This is a genomic window from Microcoleus vaginatus FACHB-2002, assembly GCF_040004035.1.
Lineage (GTDB): Bacteria > Cyanobacteriota > Cyanobacteriia > Cyanobacteriales > Microcoleaceae > Microcoleus > Microcoleus vaginatus_C.
Genome location: NZ_JAMPLN010000048.1, coordinates 1 through 18,133, shown reverse-complemented (window position 1 = coordinate 18,133; position 18,133 = coordinate 1). Strand labels below are relative to the sequence as shown.

Below are 18,133 nucleotides of genomic sequence, written 5' to 3'. Positions count from 1 at the left end.
ACGAAAGCCTAGACTGGACAAGGCTCGCAGTGTGTTCTTGGATTAAGCCCAATTTTCAGATTCGGGCGAAAATCTCCCGTCGGAGTCTGAAAGCGGCTTGAAATCTGGCAGCAAATCAAGCTGATGCGCTTCAGTATCCGCTGTGAAGATTGGCAACTCCGGTTCTAGCTCTGACTCCAATGGGGCGATCGGCACAAATGACTGTTCCCACTCCTGCTTCGAGAGTTCGATTTCTGTCACTGCTTTTGTTGTCGGCTGTTCCCACTCCTGCTTCGAGAGTTCGATTTCTGTCACTGCTTCTGTTGTCGGCTGTTCCCACTCCTGCTTCGAGAGTTCGATTGGGGCAGATAGAGTTTTTGGCTCGGACTTGGAGGGGGCGGGGGTGTGAGGTAACTGTTTCGGCTGAGGCTGAGCTTCTAACTTAGCTAGTAGCGCTTTAAATACAGTTCGCTCACTCGCCGTCAACGCGAACCAAACTTTTTTTCGGTTAGCGAAACCTTTGTCGCAAGTTTCCGTGAGACTTATTTTCACGGCATCGGTAACTAGGGGGTCTGATTGTGTAACCGCGAACCGCATCAGGTTAACGAGTTCTAGTTCGTCTTCGTTGAGATTTGAGTCGGCCGCAAATTCTGAAACTAAGTAACGCCCGTTAAGGTTGAATTGCTTGGTAGGTTTACCTCCAATGACTGAAATCTCGCGGTCAAGCTCAATCCGGCATAGCCCATCGCTCCACACCTTAACTACGGTGGCCCGCTCGTCTATATATTCTTGAGCTCCGGGATACTGAGTCGAAACTTTTACTCGCTCGCCGACATTCCAATTCACCATCGGGACGCTCGGCGGCTCTGTTGGTTCGGTTGGCTCTGTTGGTTTGGATTCCTCCGGGGCGATCGTCCCTGGCTCGGATAGCTGAGGGTTGTTACAAGTTTTTGAGCTGTTACAGGATTGTGCTGAGGACTCAAAAGTGGGTGTAACAGCTGTGGTTACAGGAGTTACATCAGTTAAGGGTTCACCTTCAGCCGTGTTATTAGGATCATCTGCGATCTCGTATGATGAGGTCTTTTCATACTGGCGAATTTTACCTTGTAACGCTGTAACGTCTGTAACCATGCGGGTTGTAGGGTTTTTAGATGTTGTAACAATTTCAGAATTGCTGGTAACGTCTGTAACCACAACGGTTTGAGCTATTTGAGAATGTGCTGGAATTTCTGCAATCGCTGAAGTGCCTGTAACCGTGCGGGTTTGAGTTAATTCTTGCAATCCGCCATCAGCACAAATAGTTTTGATGCAAGCCCAGTTCGGGATATGGGGGCGGTTGCTGCCCTCTTCATCCTCTGCCACTGCTACATCAACAAAGCACGGTAAAATCTGAAGTCCCCGCCACTGAGCCGGAATGCGCTTGATTTTGTCGCCTTCTCGCACAACCTCGGAAGCTTTCCAGTGATTTGACAATACTCGCTGCAAGTGGTGAACGAATTTGTTGTAACCGCTTGGCGAGAGATTGTGGGCTTTGCAATATGCCGCGTACCAACTGTGCAAATCGCTGCCGACGTAACTATCCCCACCCGCTCTCAAACAGCGATCTACAAACGAACGGACGCTATCTCCCAGAATTGCGCCGTCTTGTTTCAACGCGACAATTGACGGGTTGGTTGACGGTACGAGCAAAATGCGATTGCGTTCTGTCTTGTCCATTGATAGCGCCCAACCAGCGATCGCACCCAGCTCTGCCGATAGTTTGCGGCCTAGCTCCGGATCTTCGATGCTTGCCGTTCGGGCGCGGGTTTGCAACGGAATGCAGCGCCTGTCCCAACCATCGCCACTGTTCTCCGTTTGGATGTGTTCGACGGAGGCGATCGCAAATCGCACGTTCCATTTTTTCTGGTAAGCCGATGCCGAAAATAGAGCGCGTCCCGAAATGCCGCCATTGTCCACCAATTCGTAAAAAGCTTTGAGTCCGCTCAGAAATCCGCCAGCATCGGGGATGTAAAACAAGGATTTACCAGTTAATAATTGATGCCGGCCTTCAGGTTTTGTCAGTTCGGTCAAGCTATTGGAACTGACGCTGTTTTCTTCGCCAAGTAAGTTTGCCCAAGTCCGCAGCATCACGCCTTTCCCGCTACCGCTATCCCCAATCAAGTAAGCAAACTTCCCGTAAGGTGCGGTTGGGTCTAAGTACATCGAAGTTACGGCCCTGATGACTTCTACTTGTTCGGCACCGTAGGCAGAAAGTATGAATTGCTTAAATTCCTGCGGACATTCTGACCCTGGCACATAATCGCAGGGGGAACAAGAAAGCAGGTAATGTTCCTTGTCGTGTGGGAACAGTTCGCCAGTCCTCAAATCTACAGTGCCGTTTGAGAATGATTTGAGGTGGTTCCGAGAAGTGTCAACCTTCTGGTGCAGCACCTTCCGGCAATATTTAAAAGCCGAATCTAAGAATTTGTTGGTGCCGAACTTAAACTTTTTGCCGACTTCTGCTGTTTCGTAGCAATTCTCCGTAAAGTCGCCGATGAGTTTGTTCACGTCCGCTTCATCTTGGAATTGCCAATAGCGCCCGTTCCATTGGTAGAAAGCATCGTTGACAACTATCCAATCATCTCCAAATAAATTCTTGAGGCAGTGTGCCTCAAACGTTGTGGACTTGGGGACTAAGTATCTGTCTCTAGTTCCACCGCTGCCACCGTCGCCTCCAAAGGTTTTTGATTCCCAGTCCTTAAAAGTAACGGACGTGGCCAGCACTTTTCTAAAAGCTTCAATGCTCTTTCGTTGAATCAAATCGTCCATGCCTTTTGTCTCGCCTTCGGTGCCCGCATCCCAACCTCCAGTTGCACTGTAGACCGGAACGTCGAACTTGAGCAACACAAGACCGAGTTTCCGCTGTTCCCAGGTGACGTTTGGGTTGGTGGCGGCGTCGGCATCGAAGGCAAAGATAAACCCGAAGCCGGCACGGGCGTACTTTTCTAAAGTTTCGACCAAGTAGCGCTTGCCTTGAATGTCTCCTTTTTTAGAGGTTAGACCCATTGAAACGCCCAGCAGTGCAATAGTTGGGATGTCGTTAGCGCACCCGGCGATTCCTTTGAACGGGCCTTCAGTGAGGACAATGCACGGATGGTCGTTGATGCGGTAGCAGTGCTGCTTGAGATTTTCGGTATCCCAGTAGTTTTTGTCGGTGGGATGCTGCGGCAAGAATGCGTCGTATTCACCCACCGGCGTCCGATATTTGGGCGCTTTTTTGCAGCTTTCTGATTTCCAAGGCTTGTCCGGTCTGAACTGGAATTGCGTTGTTTTTCCCAGAAACAGGATGCCGCCACACTTCGCCGCGTAGCCCAAGTAAACTGATGCCTCATCCGCAGATACAGTGCGGCAGTTGGCGTAGCTCCAGTCGTTCAACAGCCCCCGGCTCTCAATGTGGCTTTTGTGTTTGGGGCAAAGATAAGTGGTAGTTGATAAAAATTGATTTGCAACAACGTTCATAGATGCCTCTCTCGCTACTCATAGCGGTGCTAACTGGTTTTTATTGCAAAAACCCGCTAAATGTAGAAGAGACGGCTCTGCTGTAACTACCGTTGATGTGCAAAGGTGCAAATTTTGCGGTAATGGCAGAAATGAACTATGATGAATCTAAAGTTTTTTTAATTTAGTTGTTCGCCGTCTCTTCTATAGATAGCGGACTCTTTTTTTTGGTCTGGTCTTGGGCTGCGAGGCTCTTCGGTTGTTGCCAAGAGCCTCTGTAATTCCATGAGTTGATAGATCCTCCAATTTTAAACTCGAACGTATGGCTTAGATTGTTCGCTGGCAAGGAATTTCTGATAAGCTTCCCTGTCGCCACCGCATGAATCAACGGAAACCTTGCTGACAATCTCATAAGTCATTGCCTCAGCTTCTTCTGGCATCAAAGGCTGGCGCTCGCAGTAAGCAATCTGTACGTCCCGAAACTCTGGCATATCCCCCTCAATTTCTGATAGGTCAGCTTCGTACCGAAACACTCTGACCACTACCCAGTCCGAGGGAGTGACAAGGTAAGCTTTCCAAGGGCTACCCTCTTTTTTAACGTGGTAAGTGAGCCGTTCTCCAACTTTGACCTTGCGCTTCAGTAGAGGACGCGAATCGTGAGAAAGCTGTAACAGTCGAGTCAACTGTTTCCCAATCACAAGCTCTTTGCTCTCGATAGGAATCCATTTTTCTTGCTCTTTGACTAGGTAAAGGCTCAGCGTAGACTTGCTTGCCAATGGGTCGTAAAGTTCCAGTTCTTCAGTTTGTGTCATCACATCAAATGCTTTTATAGTTATGCTTCATCTAGTCCGGGTCGTCTTGATGGTCGCCCCACATATCCCAGAAGCTGGTCTGCTTGCCCTTAAACACGCAATCGACCGATAGGTCTGAATCGTCCTCGTTTTGTTCGACTCTTTTGAGTTCCCACCCATACTTTTTTTCCATTTCCTTGCAATCTTCTTCAGATGACGCCGAATGTCTGTTTTCCTGCTCCGAATCGTCATCCTCACTTTTGCTAAACGACCATCCAATCATTGCAGTCACTCCTTTAAATGGATGTATTTTAAAACGCCTCCAGCTTTTTATAGTAAGGGTTTGGGGGGTCTTGGAACTCAAAAAAATTGAAATGCCGTTCTTAGCTCTGGTTCTACCTAAATGCAGTCCACAAAAGCTTTTGGCAAAAAATCTGAGACATTTTGAACTTTTAATCCAGCACACTTGGCGTTGCTGTTTTGGGTATACACCAAACGCGAGATAAACAAATCTTGGTGTATACCCGCAGTTCAGCCTAGTTTTTCAAGTAGTGTTTCCCATTCCATAATTTGATTTTTTAGCAATTGAACCCGATCGCCCTTAGCCTTGCGCTTGAGAAACAAACCCCTGCCAGCAAGTTCTTCGCGGGCTAAAGCGATACTTTGCTCCAAGACTTTTGGTCAATTCCTCCCTATCCTCCTTTGCTAGTTCAGTGTTGGTCATCCCCACCATCTGACGGGCGAACTGTTCCAAAAATTCAGAGCGCGAGATGTCAAGAGCCTCAGCCCTGGTGTCGATCGCCTTCATCGCGGTGGGAGTTACAAAAATGCTGTAGCGCTCTTTGTTTTCGCCCCAAGCGCTGCGTTCTGCGGGTTTTCTGGTCATGTCTGTGTATGCACAAATAACAATTTTCATCATAGGGCTTGACAACCCAGAAGCAAAAGTGTTATGTCTGTGCATACATAATTATGTCTGTGCATACACAGACATAATTTAACACCAAAACCAAACCCCGCCCCCCATGACTCGCAATCTCAAAGGGCGGGGTATGGCACTCACATTAATGAGGTTTTTCAATCATGACACAAATACCGATACCGATAACGGTTGAGGTGTCCGCTGCTGCTGCAACGCCAAAGGTGACGAGCGCTTCTTTGTACCCTTCGTTGTTGGCATCCGTGGACGCGATGGCAGAACCCGCTCTTTGGGTTTTGATGGAAGCGGTCGTTTATTCGCTGCGCCAAAGGGATACGCTCACCCGCTCCATTAAAGAGTGCGGTACTGTTGAATGTTTTGGCAATCGCTGGCCCCAAGATTTTGATTTCTTGCCAAGTGATTCCGAAGCGATCGCCGCTTTGGAAGCAATAGCCGACCAATTCTCCAGCCGCCAACTCCATTCTTGCTGGCAATCGCTGCTGAGCACTTGCAACCGCATCCAAAAGCTTGCCCTGATTGAAGCGATCACCTACGCCCAACACTATTCATCGACGGTGCTTCAAGCGCTCTCCCAATGCGAACTATCGGATTTGTTTTCCGATTCCTTGGAACACTTGGATGTTTGGCTGTCCGAACCAGAAGCGCTGCGCCTAATTCGCTTGTTCTCCGGTTCCCTCTTAGCTTCATCGGAAGCTGCACCCACACCTGGTGATGGGAGGGACGATCGATGAGAGCACTCAAAAGCCATCAATTTCGGTGGAGCGTTACCGTCACCCGCAAGTACAATCCACCCCGCCAGATTATAGTTTTCGGGCGCACGCCAGCAGAAGCGCTCCAAGGTGCCGTATCTTCTGCCCGGGAAGTATGGGGTATCTGGGATGCCAAATCATTTAGCACGCCGGAAAGGAAATAATTTTTTTTGATTCTTCGTTAGCTACTTCGGGCGACTCCGAAAACAGCTAACGAAAGAATCAGAGTTTCGGGTGATGTAGCCCGCCAAGTAGCCAATCAAATGCCAATGAGAAAATGCCAACACCTAAAAAGCCTGTAGACGTAGCTGTTTTTAACAGTCGGTGCGGTCAATGGAACCGTCGAAATTACTTCAGAGCAGAGGTAAGGTTAATTCTAGGTAAAGGGGGAAAACTGATGCCTGAAGCTACTTTCAAAACCCGACTCGCCCTTTTAGAAGCAGAATGCCCTGAGTTTCAGAGACAACCTTACCGCCGAACATTTTCTCAATTTCATTTGAACTGCTTGCTAACCCTAGAAACTTGGATTCTTGAAGCCAACCGCTGCATTGCCACTGTTCGAGAACGATTAGCACAAGAAGGATTACCCACCCATGAATACCGAACCGACAATTGAGCGTCGCGACATCAAAACCAAATGGGGACTCAACAAAGTTTCTGACGTAACCAACGCTCGCAAAGCTTTAGGACAGCTCGATTGGCAAAACTCTCTTTTGAACCCTGATGACAGCGCAGAAATCGACCTTTATTTCGAGTTGGTACTGAATCAGCGAATTGCACCCGGTTTGGCACTCGAACAAGTAGTTGGAACTCGGAACGGACGCGGTGAATACTGCAATGACATCGACAAAGATGCGATCGCCAGCGACCAAAAGCGCGATGCTGAAGAAGAGAAAAGCGGAGCGATACAAGCCATTGAGGGAATGACTCGCGAAGCATCCTTGGGGATGGCCGATGTTGCCGGAGCCGTTAGCGACCAAATCCTAGATGCTTTTAAGATTTCTCTGAGTGCAAATCTAACCCACGGTTTGACCGATATGGCCTCGAATATCCGAGGTAATTTCAGCGTTCTCACCTCGGCCGTAAAAGCAGCTCCCTTGGATTTGCGGGATGCCAATTTGCCAGTCCCAAAGCCTGTTTTACCCACCAAACCAGTACCGCCGCGGAGGATTTCACCAGGACTCTGGTAGGCGCTCACCGAGAGTTGGGGGAAGCCCTAGCTTTAAGGCAGGCTCAAAGGGAAAAGGTGCTTCTAAATCTCATCTTTTTCCTGAGCCTACAACAGGGGAGGCAACCTAAAAAACCTGGCATTATATTGCCTCCCAATCGCAATTATGCTGAAGAAACAATCGTGCTAATAAGGTTTGTCTGATGCTGGAAAGTTACGGTTTTATTGAGTTGTATTTAGTGTGTCCTGGATTAAGATTGTGGCGGATCGTTAAGTCTAAACTGGCTGCAATTAGCCAAGTGAGCGAAGTGGCAGTATTAGTGGGAGGGTGCGCGTGAAAATCAGAGAAGTCTTGGCAATAGTTAAACACTGCAATTCAGGATGGCAAGAACAAAAACTGGTACACAGCCTGTTGACTGACCGGGATGAAAAGTACCAGTTACTAAAGCCTTACTGTGTGGAGCACGGCAAAAAAGTCATCTTTAGCAAGACAGATAACGAAATTTTGTTGCCAGATTGAGCAAGGCGCACATATAGAGCTAAGGAGTACAGCGATGTTAGTTCACATCAGCAAAAAAGAGGTTTTGTTATGGCACGGAGAGCAGCACGTTTTTGTGTACGCTCCCGACAACAAATGTCTAGCATTCTGTCAGATCAAAGACCTCGATTTGTACAGCAATCGATACGGTACGCTGTACAACATTATTGAGAGCGATGTTTACTTAGAAGCGGTAGACGAAAGTAAAAATCTTTGCCAGCCCAAAGAGAAATATTTTCCCCCTAATTGTGTAGGGCCGAGAAAATGCCCTTATCCCGGAGTTTGCTACCGATTCGAGACTGACCAGCAAGATTATGAATGTGATGGATATGAATCAGCAGGATAGGAAAATATGGACACAAACAAAGACTATCAAAGATTGCTAGCTCCTGCAACGCTTACAGAAGAAGACGAATTCTACGCTAAATGCAATGTGGCAGGAATTAATCTTGTCGATAGGGTAAATGGAAAACCTGTTGGAGTTTACCCCTACTGGATAGACAGACCTAACTGTAATTGGCACAGTCCGCCAGTCGCAGAAGATGAGGATGAGGATGAAGATGATGATGTTGATGAGCCTGAAAGCGAAGATGAGGAGCGAGGTAATAGAAAAAGCTGGATAAGTCGATTAACAGCGTGGTGGAAACGACGCGATGCTATCAATATCAACTTCTAGGAAGAATCGTGGTTAATGAGGTCACAAGAAATGAGCAGCGAATTAGACAGAGTAAAGCAGTTAGTGGAACTAGACCCAGCACCAGAGGCAATTGTCAAATCTGTAGACATGGCGTGGGCTGTGTACCGCCAAGGGCAAATTCTCGACAACTACCTGATTTGTAAAGAGATGTTTTGGCAGGGAATCTGTCAGATTTTCGGTTACATTCCGGCTCATATTAAATGTAGCGGTTAAGGACAGGTTTACATTTCATTTAGTCCCAATGAAATTAGCAAGTAGAAGATTAACGAGACATTAATTCACCGAGTTTAGAGGTTGGTTGCGAATTGGTAATGCGACAATTGAGATGTACTCTGCAACAGCTAACAACCAAAAAGTATGAACAAAAAACCAGATGGTAGCCAATCTTTCGATTTCAATGATTTAACCATCAACAGCCAGCAATTAGCGATGATTTGACACTCAAACAGCCAGCAATCAGCGACGATTTAACGCTCGAACAGCCAGCAATAGGCGGCGACTGGTTGATTCAACTCAAACCGCCCACAATCAGCGACGACTTGACGCAAAGGTTCATCCACCATTTGACCCTTCCTGATTTTAACCACAGCAACGAAAATTAGAAGTAACAACTATGTCAGAAAAACTCTCAGCAATTTGTGCGTCAATCCTGTTTGCAGTCATTCCAGTGATGCTGGTTTATTTAGTCAAATCGTCCTGGCACGACGGTTATCGGCAAGCCGTAAAAGATTTACCACCCACGGTAGTTCAAGGTGATCAGAATATCGACAACAGCACGAACCACAGCTATCAATTTGCACCGTCACTAGGAGGTAAGTAAGCTTGGGAATTGTTTGACACTAGCTAATGTAAACGCGAAAGCAAGGCAACTGAATGAGGCAAAATGCAATGCTGACTAAAATTATAGGAGCTTTACCCACAACTGCTTTAAATGCAGTATTTGACGCTGCATTTGATGAGCTAAAGAAAAGAGGGAAAATTCTTGAAGACGAACCAGTGGCGGAACTCACCTCTGACAAGATTAAGATTTTTGCTCACTTTGGATTGAAAATAAAACTCGTTGTTGAGCCAGATTTCGCCTGCTGGTACGTGTATGACGGCGACCCCGACCCGATCGAAATTGGCGTTGAAGAAAATGAGGATATAGCTTTTGATTCAGCTACAAAATGGGTGGACTGGTATTTGTCAGGTGAATGGAAAGTTTCTGATAAAAGTTCCTATTCTACCGACCCGCCAGGAAATTAAACTTACACTCGCCTTGCTGCTGACAAGGGATTTGATTGCATACCAACCCGCAGAATGGATTAAAGGAGACCAACCATGAGTGCAATTGTTAAATACACAGGCGGTGGAGCCATCGCTCCAGCCCTAGTCGGAAAAGTCAAAGCATTTGATAGCGCACCTGAAATGTTGGCTACTTTTCAGGGATACTACGGTTTTGACCCATCAGCTTTTGCCGGGATGTCCGAGGAAGAATTGGGAGCATTCGTAGATTCGGTTGAAGAAATCAAGTTTCTGATTGACAACCTCGACAAGTTAGAAAAACACGTCAACGATTATATTGACGGCGTTGTCAAATACAACGAATTTGTAGCCCGATGCGTCAAAGCTGGTGCTAAGGGCATGGAGAAGATCGATCGATCGAGCTACACTCGACGTATTCTTGGCATGGAAAGGTTGGCAGGCCAATACCAAAAAGCTAGCCAAAGATTCGGATGTTGGCGTCAGACTTCTCGACCAAGAAGTTATCGATTACGGTGATTTAGCCGAATACGACCTTGAGATTTCTCTTCAGATAGTGGCTAACAGATTAGCCCGCAGAAAAGCGGTACTCTCCCAAAAGCCAGAGCAAGAAGAAGCACTTTTCTCGTGGCGACAAGAAGCTCAAGAAGCCCAAAAGGCAGAGAAACAAAGGATTCAAGATTTAATCGCTTACGGTACTCGCGGGAAATACGGTTTGCCATCATCGAGTAGCCCGCAATTGAGTGCTGCCAGCAGCGCTACTAATAACGCTAGCAATAACGCTAGCAATAACGCTAGCAATAACGCTAGCAATAACGCTACCAAGGCAAGCGGTTGGCTCAAAAAATGGGGCGGTAAAGCCTTTGATTATTTCTCTGGGAAGTAGCCATGCAGTTACCACCATTTCTCATTCCCAAACCTCAAAATCCCCCTGTCTCTCCACCTTCACAACAACCACAACTCCCCGACCTAGAAGAATCAGACCCATTGAGGTTTCTCAAAAACCTAAATAGCTTCTGCGGTCAAGGATTCTGGTTTGCGGTTGGCCTATCCATCGCTCACGTTTCGAGGGTTCTCAGTGCTCCTGTAATGCTCGTCGCAGTGATTTTAGTAGCCGGGTTCCTGTTTGTAGTAAAACCGAAAAACCCTACACCTTACTTGCTGTCGATGCGTCGGATTAGCGGGTTGGTAGTGATTGTCGGAACTGTTGCTGCATTTTGGGATGCGGCGTGGCTCCTGGCAAATATGCCTTTAAGTGTCGGCTTTGGCTTCATCCCAGTGTGGCAGCTTGTCGCGATTGTCGGTGTGTCGGTGACGCTGCTTTTGTTGGTCGCACTGCTGCGGAGGTGGATGCGGTGAAAAGTGCCATTGCTTCTTTGATTGTGGGCATCGGGTGTAGCGGATTTAGCTTGTTCGGGTACTTTGACAAACACGTCAGCTACTGTGACCGGACTACAAATCCCTGTACGCCTGTTGTGGTAACGGGTTCCCAGTATCCCAAGAATGCTAAGTTTGTGAAGCTGCATCAAGGGTGGGGGCTGCTGCGTACAACATCCGGCGTAATTGGTGCAATGAGCTTTGGTGCGGGTTATTTCACATCGGGTGCAGCATCGGTGAAGCAGAGAAAGAACGAGGAAGAGGCTGCTCTCAATGAAGCTCGGCAAAAGCAGTTAGAAGCAACTACAAGCGACATTTTGGATGAGGAAGAAATCCAGAAAACAGCGATTGCTGCTGACTTGAGAGTGAAGGACTTCAAGCGCGAACTCTACGACGGCTACAACACGCTTTATTTGGAGAAGAATCCCGAACTGTTGGAGGCTTTAACCGCCGCCACTCCCAAATCTTTGCCCGCTCCAATGGAATCAAAGTCAGAGGAAGTTGAAAAGGCGGAACAGGCACCACACGCAGCATCCGCCCAAAATAACAATCAGTTATTGGGTGTAGAACTGCCAGCAACTCCCCAATTAGGAGTGAAATTCTTTGATTGGAAACAGTTTAGGGAGACTCCTGAGATGTTTCCTCACATTAGAGGAGTTGCAGCTACCCGATGCGGAAAAACCACGCTATTTGATTGGCTGATGGATGTGATGCCATCCCAAAAACAGTCGGTAATTACGGTCAAACGGTGGCCGCATCAATGGCTTGGCTTGGATGTAATAGGAGTGCCTGAAGATTACAAAGCTATCCGCTCCTCTTTGGAAGCATTGCAAAGTGAAAGAGTGCGGCGTACAGCATTAATGGCAAAGGGGATTGATTCACCCATTTGGAATGTAGCTGTTGATGAATGGAAAGCAATTTCGCGTAATGTGAGAGCGATTGTCAATCGCCAAACCAAACAGATTATTTCTCTCAGTGCCAAGCAAATTATGGGTGAAATGATTACTTTAGCCAGGGAAACCAACATCCGCATCTTTGCTTTAGCGCAGGGCAGACAAGTTGTAACTTGGGGATTGGAGGGAGAATCAGATTTAGCGGAGTGTTTCTGTAGCATTTACATGGGCAAGTTTGCCGTAGAAGAATGTGAATCCTACCGCAACAAATTCCCCAAGGACTCCGAGCAATACGCCAAATACCAACAAGTTCGAGATTACTTGGAATCGCTGGGAAATAGAGCGGCATGGATTAGCTGCGAGTTAGGCGAATTCCCGGCTGTTGTACCCGACTTGAGCGAATGGAAACGAAAGCTTCCTCAGCACCCATCAACTACAGAAACTTCTGTAAATAGTGAAACATCCCAAGCAACTGAGTTGGCTACCAATCAAGAATCAGAAGATTCTCAAGAACTATGGGAATTAGCCAAGAAAAGGCTCCTAGAATCATGGCAGGCGGATGAAGTTACTGCACGGGAGGATACTGCTACTTCATCAGAAGGTGAAGCGAACAAAGTGGCGGATGAAGCTAATGAAGTGTTGCAGGATAAGGATTCCAGCACTACTTCCCTACTTCCTGAACCAGAGCGCTCGAAGGCATTGGCGAGGGTGATGGCGCTACTGAGCAGTCAGGGAAGCAGTGAAGTAGAGCGAGTTAGTGAAGTCATTGCCCTGATTCCTACTCAACCAGATAAAGCGCTTTGGTTGAGCTTAAAACTACTGAGATTGGGAGTCACAGCAAGCAGTCGAGATGTGTTTGGCTGCGGTACGGGAGGTAAAGCATTCCAGAAAGCGAAAGACTGGTATCATGCCCTTGAGTCAACCTTTGGAAAGATTGTGGAATAGCATAAATTTTGGGTAAAACTTAGGCACTCCATTACCAACAAATATGCTAATTGCAGTTGCTTTGATTCTCTACATTGGTGCGAAAATGAAATGGCAGAGATGGGGTAACTGCGATTATGGAACTAACAAAATACAGTTGGTGGGGTGAATTCAATGAGCCACCAGAACATCTCAAAACTAAAAAGCAACTAGGTGAACTTGGTTTATCACCTCTGAAACCTTCAGGCGTTATCGAAACGCGAAAATACGATCTGTTCCTCTACGATTCGACTAATCCTGAATCCTGCCAACCCAAAAGAAAGTCATCTTCCCAACAATTGGAAACCCTTGCCGCCAACCGCCTCAAAGCCAAAATCAAGCGGGATTATCAAGAGTGGTATCGAGAAGTAGGTTTCATAGAAAGAGATAGGGTGAGTGCTGTTCTTTGGGCAAGAGAACAATTAAGCCAGAACGATTGGGTGATTCTAGATACTGAAACTACGGGGTTATACGATGCTGAGATTGTAGAGATAGCAATTATCAATCATCTCGGTGAAATGTTGCTGGATACGCTCATAAAGCCCTCAATTCCGATACCTGCAGAAGTAACAGAGATTCACGGCATTAGCGATGCAATGGTGGCCGATGCTCCTACCTTCCCTGAAGTTTATCCCCGGATTGATGCAGCCCTGAAAGATAAACGAGTATTAATCTACAATTCTGCTTTTGATATCCCAATTTTAAATTACTGCTGTCGGCTTCACAGTTTGCCGATTTTGAAGTTGGCAAAGCGCTCCGACTGTTTGATGGAATGGGTAGCGCAATGGGCCGGAAACTCAAGGTATTATCACTCATATTATCGGTATGTTCCTCTCAACGGCGGACACCGAGCTCTCTTGAGATTGCACGGCTGCTTTTGAGCTTATTAAGCGGATGGCAGCGGATTCGGATCAAATCAATTGCCCCATGCCGATTCCTCAGAAAAATTCATGATATCCCAATCCACCGCACCATCCGGGAACAGGGATAATTGTCTCGGCGATACGTTGGACTGCCTGCGGTGGTCGCTCCGCACTCCAAGCATCTTTATTCACCACAGAAGTGGGTGGAACGCATGAGTGAGGGACTTCAATGCCCCTGGACTCACGATTGGGCATTCTGCTCGCGAAGTGCACATCGACTGCATTTACTGGAAGCCTGCCTCGTAAGCGTTACTGAATTCACTGCGGGTTCAGGACAGTTGTAGGTAGCTTTTCGCTCGGCTTTCCCAAATAAAGAATACCGAGAGCAAGTGTAGCTCCCGGTATCAACTTTTCCAGTTCCGTTGCCCGGCCAGTAAATCCAATCAGGCTCAATGAAAGGAAAATTTGCCTCACTCTATTAAGCACAGCAGATCGTTTCGTTATTGGTTAGCCTGTTCCAAAGCGGGATTCGTTGAAGCTCCAGCAATTTCGGCTAAATTAATCTTGACAACTTTATTGCGAGCTTCAGCCACTTTGGGCAGGGTTAGCGTTAGAATGCCATCTTTGCATTCAGCTTGCACGGAGTCGTTTTGAATGGGTGCGGGCAAGGAAATTACCCGGTGGAATTTACCGTAGCGGAATTCAGAGCGGACCTACCCCGATTTCTCGTCAGTGTTTTCGTAGCGGCGTGCGCCAGAGATGGAAATTGCTTCGCGAGTGACTTGAACGTCAATGTCTTTGGGGTCAATTCCAGGCAGTTGCGCTTTTAATACGAAGTTGTCCCCAGCATCAGCAAATTCTAGAGCGGGCATCCAAGCGGCTTCTGAGTTATCTCTTGTTGGTGCCAGTTGGTCAAAAACTTTATCGAGTTGCTGACGGATGGTTTCAATTTCCGTGAAGGGTTGCCAAGAGCGCATCAACATAATGTGTCACCTCAAAGATTGGTAAAGCTCTATAAGTTTGTTTTGGTTGAAGCTCATTGCTTACAGTTATTATGATGCCGCTTCCTAAGTGGCAGGAACAGTCAGGAGAACCCAACCCAGTTAGTCGTATTTGCCAGAATCAACGTGAAAGAATCAGGGGAAATTGGAATTGAAGAAAACCGTACAAAGCTATTCCTAGAAACCGAAAATGCTGTGTCAACGCCATGATGACCCTGCCGAGCGAACTCTGCACGGCGCGAGCGTCGGGGGAACTATCGCTGGTGTTAACCGTACCAAAAGCACGGTGCGGATGATGTGTAGCAGTGTAAGGAGGTGCAGAGCGGGCGTGAGCTGCTTTCCCATAGCCATCGCTCGCGCTCATGAGCGCGTGAGCATAATCCCCTTCTTAAAAACGCGATCGCCCAAGAGGTTATACCATTTTTTTAAAGATGTGATAGAGATAAAGAATGTAAAATCCAAGACCATCCGGTGAGAAAACCAATGAGGCGATCGGTGAAAGATGCCAAAATTTCCTGGACTTTTGTGCGGAGTTCGTCAAGATTACTAAACACCGACTTTCGCTAAAAAACCTTTGAGATATTCCCACACTCTTTCTGTGGGATTTACTTCAGGACAAGCCGGAGGCTGAAATAGTAAAATGATATTGTCTGGTAATTCAGATGAGCTTAAATTATGAGCGGGTGCGTTATCAACTTGAATGATGTGTAATTCATGAGGATATTGTATTGACAAAAGTTGTAAATATGCTTCAAAACAAACTTTGTCTAAATGCGAAAACTCCCAAAAAAAACTTTTTCCCGTAGCGATCGATACTGCCCCATACAGCCAAAAACACTCCAATTTCCATTGATGCTTCCCCATGGGCTTTACGCCTGAAAGCGTCAGCTTGCGCCGACGAATGGTATGCAGCCCTAGGCGAGTTTCATCACTACACCAATAAGTGACTTTTTTGTATTTGTTTACTTGAGGTAAAGCTTTTTGTAGTAAAGCTTTTATCTGTTGATGCAAGTTATTTTTAAATTCATTAATTGCCGTAGATTTCTGAGAAATACTGCGAGGTCTTGGAATTTTTAATTTACTTTTTAATTCACCTCTTACTAAAGAATATACAGCCGGGTAACTACTGGCTATTCCTTTAATCAACCAGAGCCAGAGATGAACTTCTTTATAACTCTGAAACCCTTCGGGGTCTCGCAACTCTTGTTGCAATGAAGCTGCTACTTCAACTGAGAACTTTTTTGGGCGACCGAAAACCTGCCTATTTTTTAACAAATTTTTCAGACCGCCCTTTCTATATTGGGAGAGCCAGCGATGAATCGTTGCCTCACTTTTACCTAAAACTGTGGATACTTCCCGAACAGTTTCTACTTGTTTTGACTGAAACAAATAAAGCATTTGAACTTTATTATAAGCTAGTATTCTTTTTTGTTGCTTGAGGATTTCTCGTAAATCTTCTACAGATTCTGTAATTTTTATATGAGGACGACCAGACATTGTAATTCTCGCCTTTACTTTTTACACAAGTCTATCACATCTTTAAAAAAATGGTATTATGTGTCGTTAGCTCAACCATGTCGTAAGAGCCCAAAGCGTTTCTCTAAACTGTGTAAGAGTCAATGGTTGTACTTGGGAGCGATGGCTACGCCTTCTACGCACTTATCTAATCCGTTGACATCTGGTTTTGGCTCACATCATCTTTTATCCCGATCGCCGATCGCATCCGACGAGGGCAGCCGACAGAACCTTGGGTTCCATCCCGTACAAATCATTCAGCACCGCCTTGACGAACGGAAACGCAAAATACTCTGTCAGTTTCCCAATCCGGTAGTTAAAGGGTTGATACCGATGTTTGAAGTACAGCTCGACATTCCCCCGGTGTTCCCACAATCCCAGCAAGTTGACGGCAACATCCGAGTAATGCACTCTCACATCCCGCTGCACTTCCGCGATGCGTTCCTCGATCAGGCGAGTTGTAATGCCAATTTTGTAGAACGTTTGACCGTCAGCTTTGGGTAGAGTCGAGGGAGGCTATTATGTCTCGCCCCTCTCTTTTAAATCTGGACGTGCAACTTTCATTGCATCCAGCTTCCGACAATCTTGTTTGCTCATGTGGATATAGTCGTGACAGCTTTCATGTACAACCATCAGGTTTGTGTCTTTCCAGTTTTCATGATTGCCGTCTTTGTGGTGTAAATTAACTCTTTCTTCTCCCGTAAGAAGATGTCCACAGTGTCCACAAGTATGTTTTTGCTTTGTGAGCATCTTAGAGGTTATACCGTCATATAACGCACTGTTGCGTTTTGTCCAGTAAAGGATATCTCCATCGAAAGGTGATTTATCCCCTTTTACCATCACGAATTTATTTTCGTGCCATCCAATTTTTGGGAATGCTTGGTCTATCAGGTGATTGACCTGGTAGCGGGTTAGCTTACTTTCTTTGTTAAATACCTTCCATGTTTTATTGTTGAGTGACCATAAATTAAATCTGGAGCCATCCAACTTACAAAACTGGTGGTAGTTTCTCCAACCTCTGACAATAGGAGCCAGCTTTTTGGCTTTTACCTTTGCCCCATAATTCGAGTTATTGACGATTTTTTTTACCTTCTGTCGAAACTTCTTGAAGTTTTCCACTGAGGGAAAACTCCTGAATTTCCCGTTTTTCTGAACTTTAAAAGTCCATCCTAGAAAGTCAAATCCATCTGTCGCTGCGGTTATTTTTGTCTTTCTTTCACTAACATTCATCCCTCTTTCTGCAAGGAACTGACGGATTTTGTCAAGGATCTTTTGTGCGTCATCTTTTGGTTTGAGAAAAAACACCAGATCGTCAGCGTATCTGACGGATGGGTGAAGGGACTCTATCCCGTTTAATGCTATATTTGCCAGAAGTGGGCTGACTACTCCACCTTGCGGTGTTCCTTGTTGGGGAAATTCTGGGTTTACTCCTATTTTTAGACAACGGAAGATTCCGTTTCTGATGCCCATTGGGGCAATGAGTCTATCCATAATGGCAGTGTGGCTGATTCTGTCAAAGCACTTTTCGATGTCTAATTCGATGACTCGTTTGGTTATTCCTTTACCTTGAGAGTTTAGGTTTTGAAACAGGTATTTTTGAGCATCATGTGCTGCTCGGCCTGGTCTAAATCCATAGCTCCGTTCATGGAATAGTGCTTCGTGTGCAGGTTCAATAGCGTATTTGACTAAGCATTGCCACGCTCTATCGTACATTGTTGGCACTTTTAATAATCGGGTTGACCCATCCTTTTTGGGTATGGGAATTTCTCTCAGCCTTTGGTGCTTCCATTTGTTAACATTTGACTTGAGATTGAGGCTCAAGTCTAGGCGCTGACGGGGTGACAACCCCGTTAAAACCCATAGCTAACAAAGGTTTGACCGATTTATGGTAAAAAAAGATGGGGTCAATATCGTTAAACAACCCCATCTATAGAAAATGTTAC

At 46.3% G+C, this 18,133-nt stretch carries 24 protein-coding genes and 2 pseudogenes; 16 read left to right on the top strand and 10 right to left on the bottom strand.

Features of this window, described 5'->3' with window-relative positions; genetic code table 11:
* Positions 1 to 42: 42 nt before the first annotated feature.
* The 4 genes from NDI35_RS26405 to NDI35_RS26390 form a co-directional block, all read right to left on the bottom strand.
* A complete protein-coding gene (locus NDI35_RS26405; protein ID WP_445315320.1) occupies positions 43 to 3,477 on the bottom strand; it encodes a DUF3854 domain-containing protein in 3,435 nt (1,144 codons plus the stop codon).
* A gap of 287 nt (positions 3,478 to 3,764) precedes the next feature.
* The gene (locus NDI35_RS26400; RefSeq protein WP_445315319.1) at positions 3,765 to 4,268 is read right to left on the bottom strand and encodes a hypothetical protein; all 504 of its coding nucleotides are present in this window, start codon (positions 4,266 to 4,268) and stop codon (positions 3,765 to 3,767) included.
* A gap of 31 nt (positions 4,269 to 4,299) precedes the next feature.
* Entirely contained in the window at positions 4,300 to 4,530 is a 231-nt protein-coding gene (locus tag NDI35_RS26395; RefSeq protein ID WP_445315318.1) for a hypothetical protein, read from the bottom strand.
* 318 nt (positions 4,531 to 4,848) lie between these two features.
* On the bottom strand, positions 4,849 to 5,133 hold the full coding sequence (locus NDI35_RS26390; protein WP_445315317.1) for a hypothetical protein: 285 nt from the start codon (positions 5,131 to 5,133) through the stop codon (positions 4,849 to 4,851).
* Positions 5,134 to 5,327: 194 nt separating this feature from the next.
* On the opposite strand from NDI35_RS26390, the gene NDI35_RS26385 reads away from it, so the two are divergent.
* The 16 genes from NDI35_RS26385 to NDI35_RS26310 all read left to right on the top strand — a co-directional run bounded on the left by NDI35_RS26385 (position 5,328) and on the right by NDI35_RS26310 (position 13,692).
* Complete coding sequence (locus tag NDI35_RS26385; RefSeq protein WP_445315316.1) at positions 5,328 to 5,915, top strand: hypothetical protein; 588 nt, start codon at positions 5,328 to 5,330, stop codon at positions 5,913 to 5,915.
* Positions 5,912 to 6,097 carry a hypothetical protein gene (locus NDI35_RS26380; protein ID WP_445315315.1) on the top strand — a complete coding sequence of 62 codons (186 nt, stop codon included), beginning with the start codon at positions 5,912 to 5,914 and terminating at the stop codon, positions 6,095 to 6,097. Before NDI35_RS26385 ends, NDI35_RS26380 begins: the two co-directional genes overlap by 4 nt.
* Before the next feature lie 113 nt (positions 6,098 to 6,210).
* Positions 6,211 to 6,549 carry a hypothetical protein gene (locus tag NDI35_RS26375; protein ID WP_445315314.1) on the top strand — a complete coding sequence of 113 codons (339 nt, stop codon included), beginning with the start codon at positions 6,211 to 6,213 and terminating at the stop codon, positions 6,547 to 6,549.
* Entirely contained in the window at positions 6,527 to 7,123 is a 597-nt protein-coding gene (locus NDI35_RS26370) for a hypothetical protein (RefSeq protein ID WP_445315313.1), read from the top strand. Before NDI35_RS26375 ends, NDI35_RS26370 begins: the two co-directional genes overlap by 23 nt.
* 312 nt (positions 7,124 to 7,435) lie before the next feature.
* Positions 7,436 to 7,621 (top strand): hypothetical protein, encoded by a 186-nt coding sequence (locus NDI35_RS26365; RefSeq protein ID WP_445315312.1) that lies wholly within the window; start codon positions 7,436 to 7,438, stop codon positions 7,619 to 7,621.
* Positions 7,622 to 7,655: 34 nt separating this feature from the next.
* Complete coding sequence (locus NDI35_RS26360) at positions 7,656 to 7,985, top strand: hypothetical protein (RefSeq protein ID WP_445315311.1); 330 nt, start codon at positions 7,656 to 7,658, stop codon at positions 7,983 to 7,985.
* A gap of 6 nt (positions 7,986 to 7,991) precedes the next feature.
* Positions 7,992 to 8,315, top strand: a complete 324-nt coding sequence (locus NDI35_RS26355; RefSeq protein ID WP_445315310.1) for a hypothetical protein — start codon at positions 7,992 to 7,994, stop codon at positions 8,313 to 8,315.
* A 30-nt stretch (positions 8,316 to 8,345) separates the two neighbouring features.
* A complete protein-coding gene (locus NDI35_RS26350; RefSeq protein ID WP_445315309.1) occupies positions 8,346 to 8,549 on the top strand; it encodes a hypothetical protein in 204 nt (67 codons plus the stop codon).
* Between the two features lie 221 nt (positions 8,550 to 8,770).
* Positions 8,771 to 8,938 (top strand): hypothetical protein, encoded by a 168-nt coding sequence (locus NDI35_RS26345; RefSeq protein WP_445315308.1) that lies wholly within the window; start codon positions 8,771 to 8,773, stop codon positions 8,936 to 8,938.
* An 11-nt stretch (positions 8,939 to 8,949) separates the two neighbouring features.
* Positions 8,950 to 9,156 carry a hypothetical protein gene (locus tag NDI35_RS26340; RefSeq protein WP_445315307.1) on the top strand — a complete coding sequence of 69 codons (207 nt, stop codon included), beginning with the start codon at positions 8,950 to 8,952 and terminating at the stop codon, positions 9,154 to 9,156.
* Positions 9,157 to 9,224: 68 nt separating this feature from the next.
* Complete coding sequence (locus NDI35_RS26335; RefSeq protein ID WP_445315306.1) at positions 9,225 to 9,581, top strand: hypothetical protein; 357 nt, start codon at positions 9,225 to 9,227, stop codon at positions 9,579 to 9,581.
* A gap of 75 nt (positions 9,582 to 9,656) precedes the next feature.
* Complete coding sequence (locus tag NDI35_RS26330) at positions 9,657 to 10,097, top strand: hypothetical protein (protein WP_445315305.1); 441 nt, start codon at positions 9,657 to 9,659, stop codon at positions 10,095 to 10,097.
* Positions 10,000 to 10,464 (top strand): hypothetical protein, encoded by a 465-nt coding sequence (locus NDI35_RS26325; protein ID WP_445315304.1) that lies wholly within the window; start codon positions 10,000 to 10,002, stop codon positions 10,462 to 10,464. Before NDI35_RS26330 ends, NDI35_RS26325 begins: the two co-directional genes overlap by 98 nt.
* Before the next feature lie 2 nt (positions 10,465 to 10,466).
* A complete protein-coding gene (locus NDI35_RS26320) occupies positions 10,467 to 10,937 on the top strand; it encodes a hypothetical protein (protein WP_445315303.1) in 471 nt (156 codons plus the stop codon).
* Positions 10,859 to 12,793 carry a hypothetical protein gene (locus NDI35_RS26315; protein WP_445315302.1) on the top strand — a complete coding sequence of 645 codons (1,935 nt, stop codon included), beginning with the start codon at positions 10,859 to 10,861 and terminating at the stop codon, positions 12,791 to 12,793. Before NDI35_RS26320 ends, NDI35_RS26315 begins: the two co-directional genes overlap by 79 nt.
* A 116-nt stretch (positions 12,794 to 12,909) precedes the next feature.
* Positions 12,910 to 13,692 carry a 3'-5' exonuclease gene (locus NDI35_RS26310; protein ID WP_445315301.1) on the top strand — a complete coding sequence of 261 codons (783 nt, stop codon included), beginning with the start codon at positions 12,910 to 12,912 and terminating at the stop codon, positions 13,690 to 13,692.
* Between the two features lie 57 nt (positions 13,693 to 13,749).
* On the opposite strand, the gene NDI35_RS26305 is transcribed toward NDI35_RS26310, so the two are convergent.
* The 6 genes and pseudogenes from NDI35_RS26305 to NDI35_RS26280 all read right to left on the bottom strand — a co-directional run bounded on the left by NDI35_RS26305 (position 13,750) and on the right by NDI35_RS26280 (position 18,011).
* On the bottom strand, positions 13,750 to 13,929 hold the full coding sequence (locus tag NDI35_RS26305; RefSeq protein ID WP_445315300.1) for a hypothetical protein: 180 nt from the start codon (positions 13,927 to 13,929) through the stop codon (positions 13,750 to 13,752).
* A 245-nt stretch (positions 13,930 to 14,174) separates the two neighbouring features.
* Positions 14,175 to 14,546 (bottom strand): annotated as a pseudogene (locus NDI35_RS26300) (Hsp20/alpha crystallin family protein).
* Between the two features lie 250 nt (positions 14,547 to 14,796).
* On the bottom strand, positions 14,797 to 15,039 hold the full coding sequence (locus NDI35_RS26295; protein WP_445315299.1) for a hypothetical protein: 243 nt from the start codon (positions 15,037 to 15,039) through the stop codon (positions 14,797 to 14,799).
* A 61-nt stretch (positions 15,040 to 15,100) separates the two neighbouring features.
* Positions 15,101 to 16,172: pseudogene (locus NDI35_RS26290) on the bottom strand (IS630 family transposase).
* A gap of 204 nt (positions 16,173 to 16,376) precedes the next feature.
* Entirely contained in the window at positions 16,377 to 16,640 is a 264-nt protein-coding gene (locus NDI35_RS26285; protein ID WP_445315339.1) for a hypothetical protein, read from the bottom strand.
* A gap of 69 nt (positions 16,641 to 16,709) precedes the next feature.
* Positions 16,710 to 18,011, bottom strand: a complete 1,302-nt coding sequence (locus NDI35_RS26280; protein ID WP_445315298.1) for a group II intron reverse transcriptase — start codon at positions 18,009 to 18,011, stop codon at positions 16,710 to 16,712.
* Positions 18,012 to 18,133 lie beyond the last annotated feature (122 nt).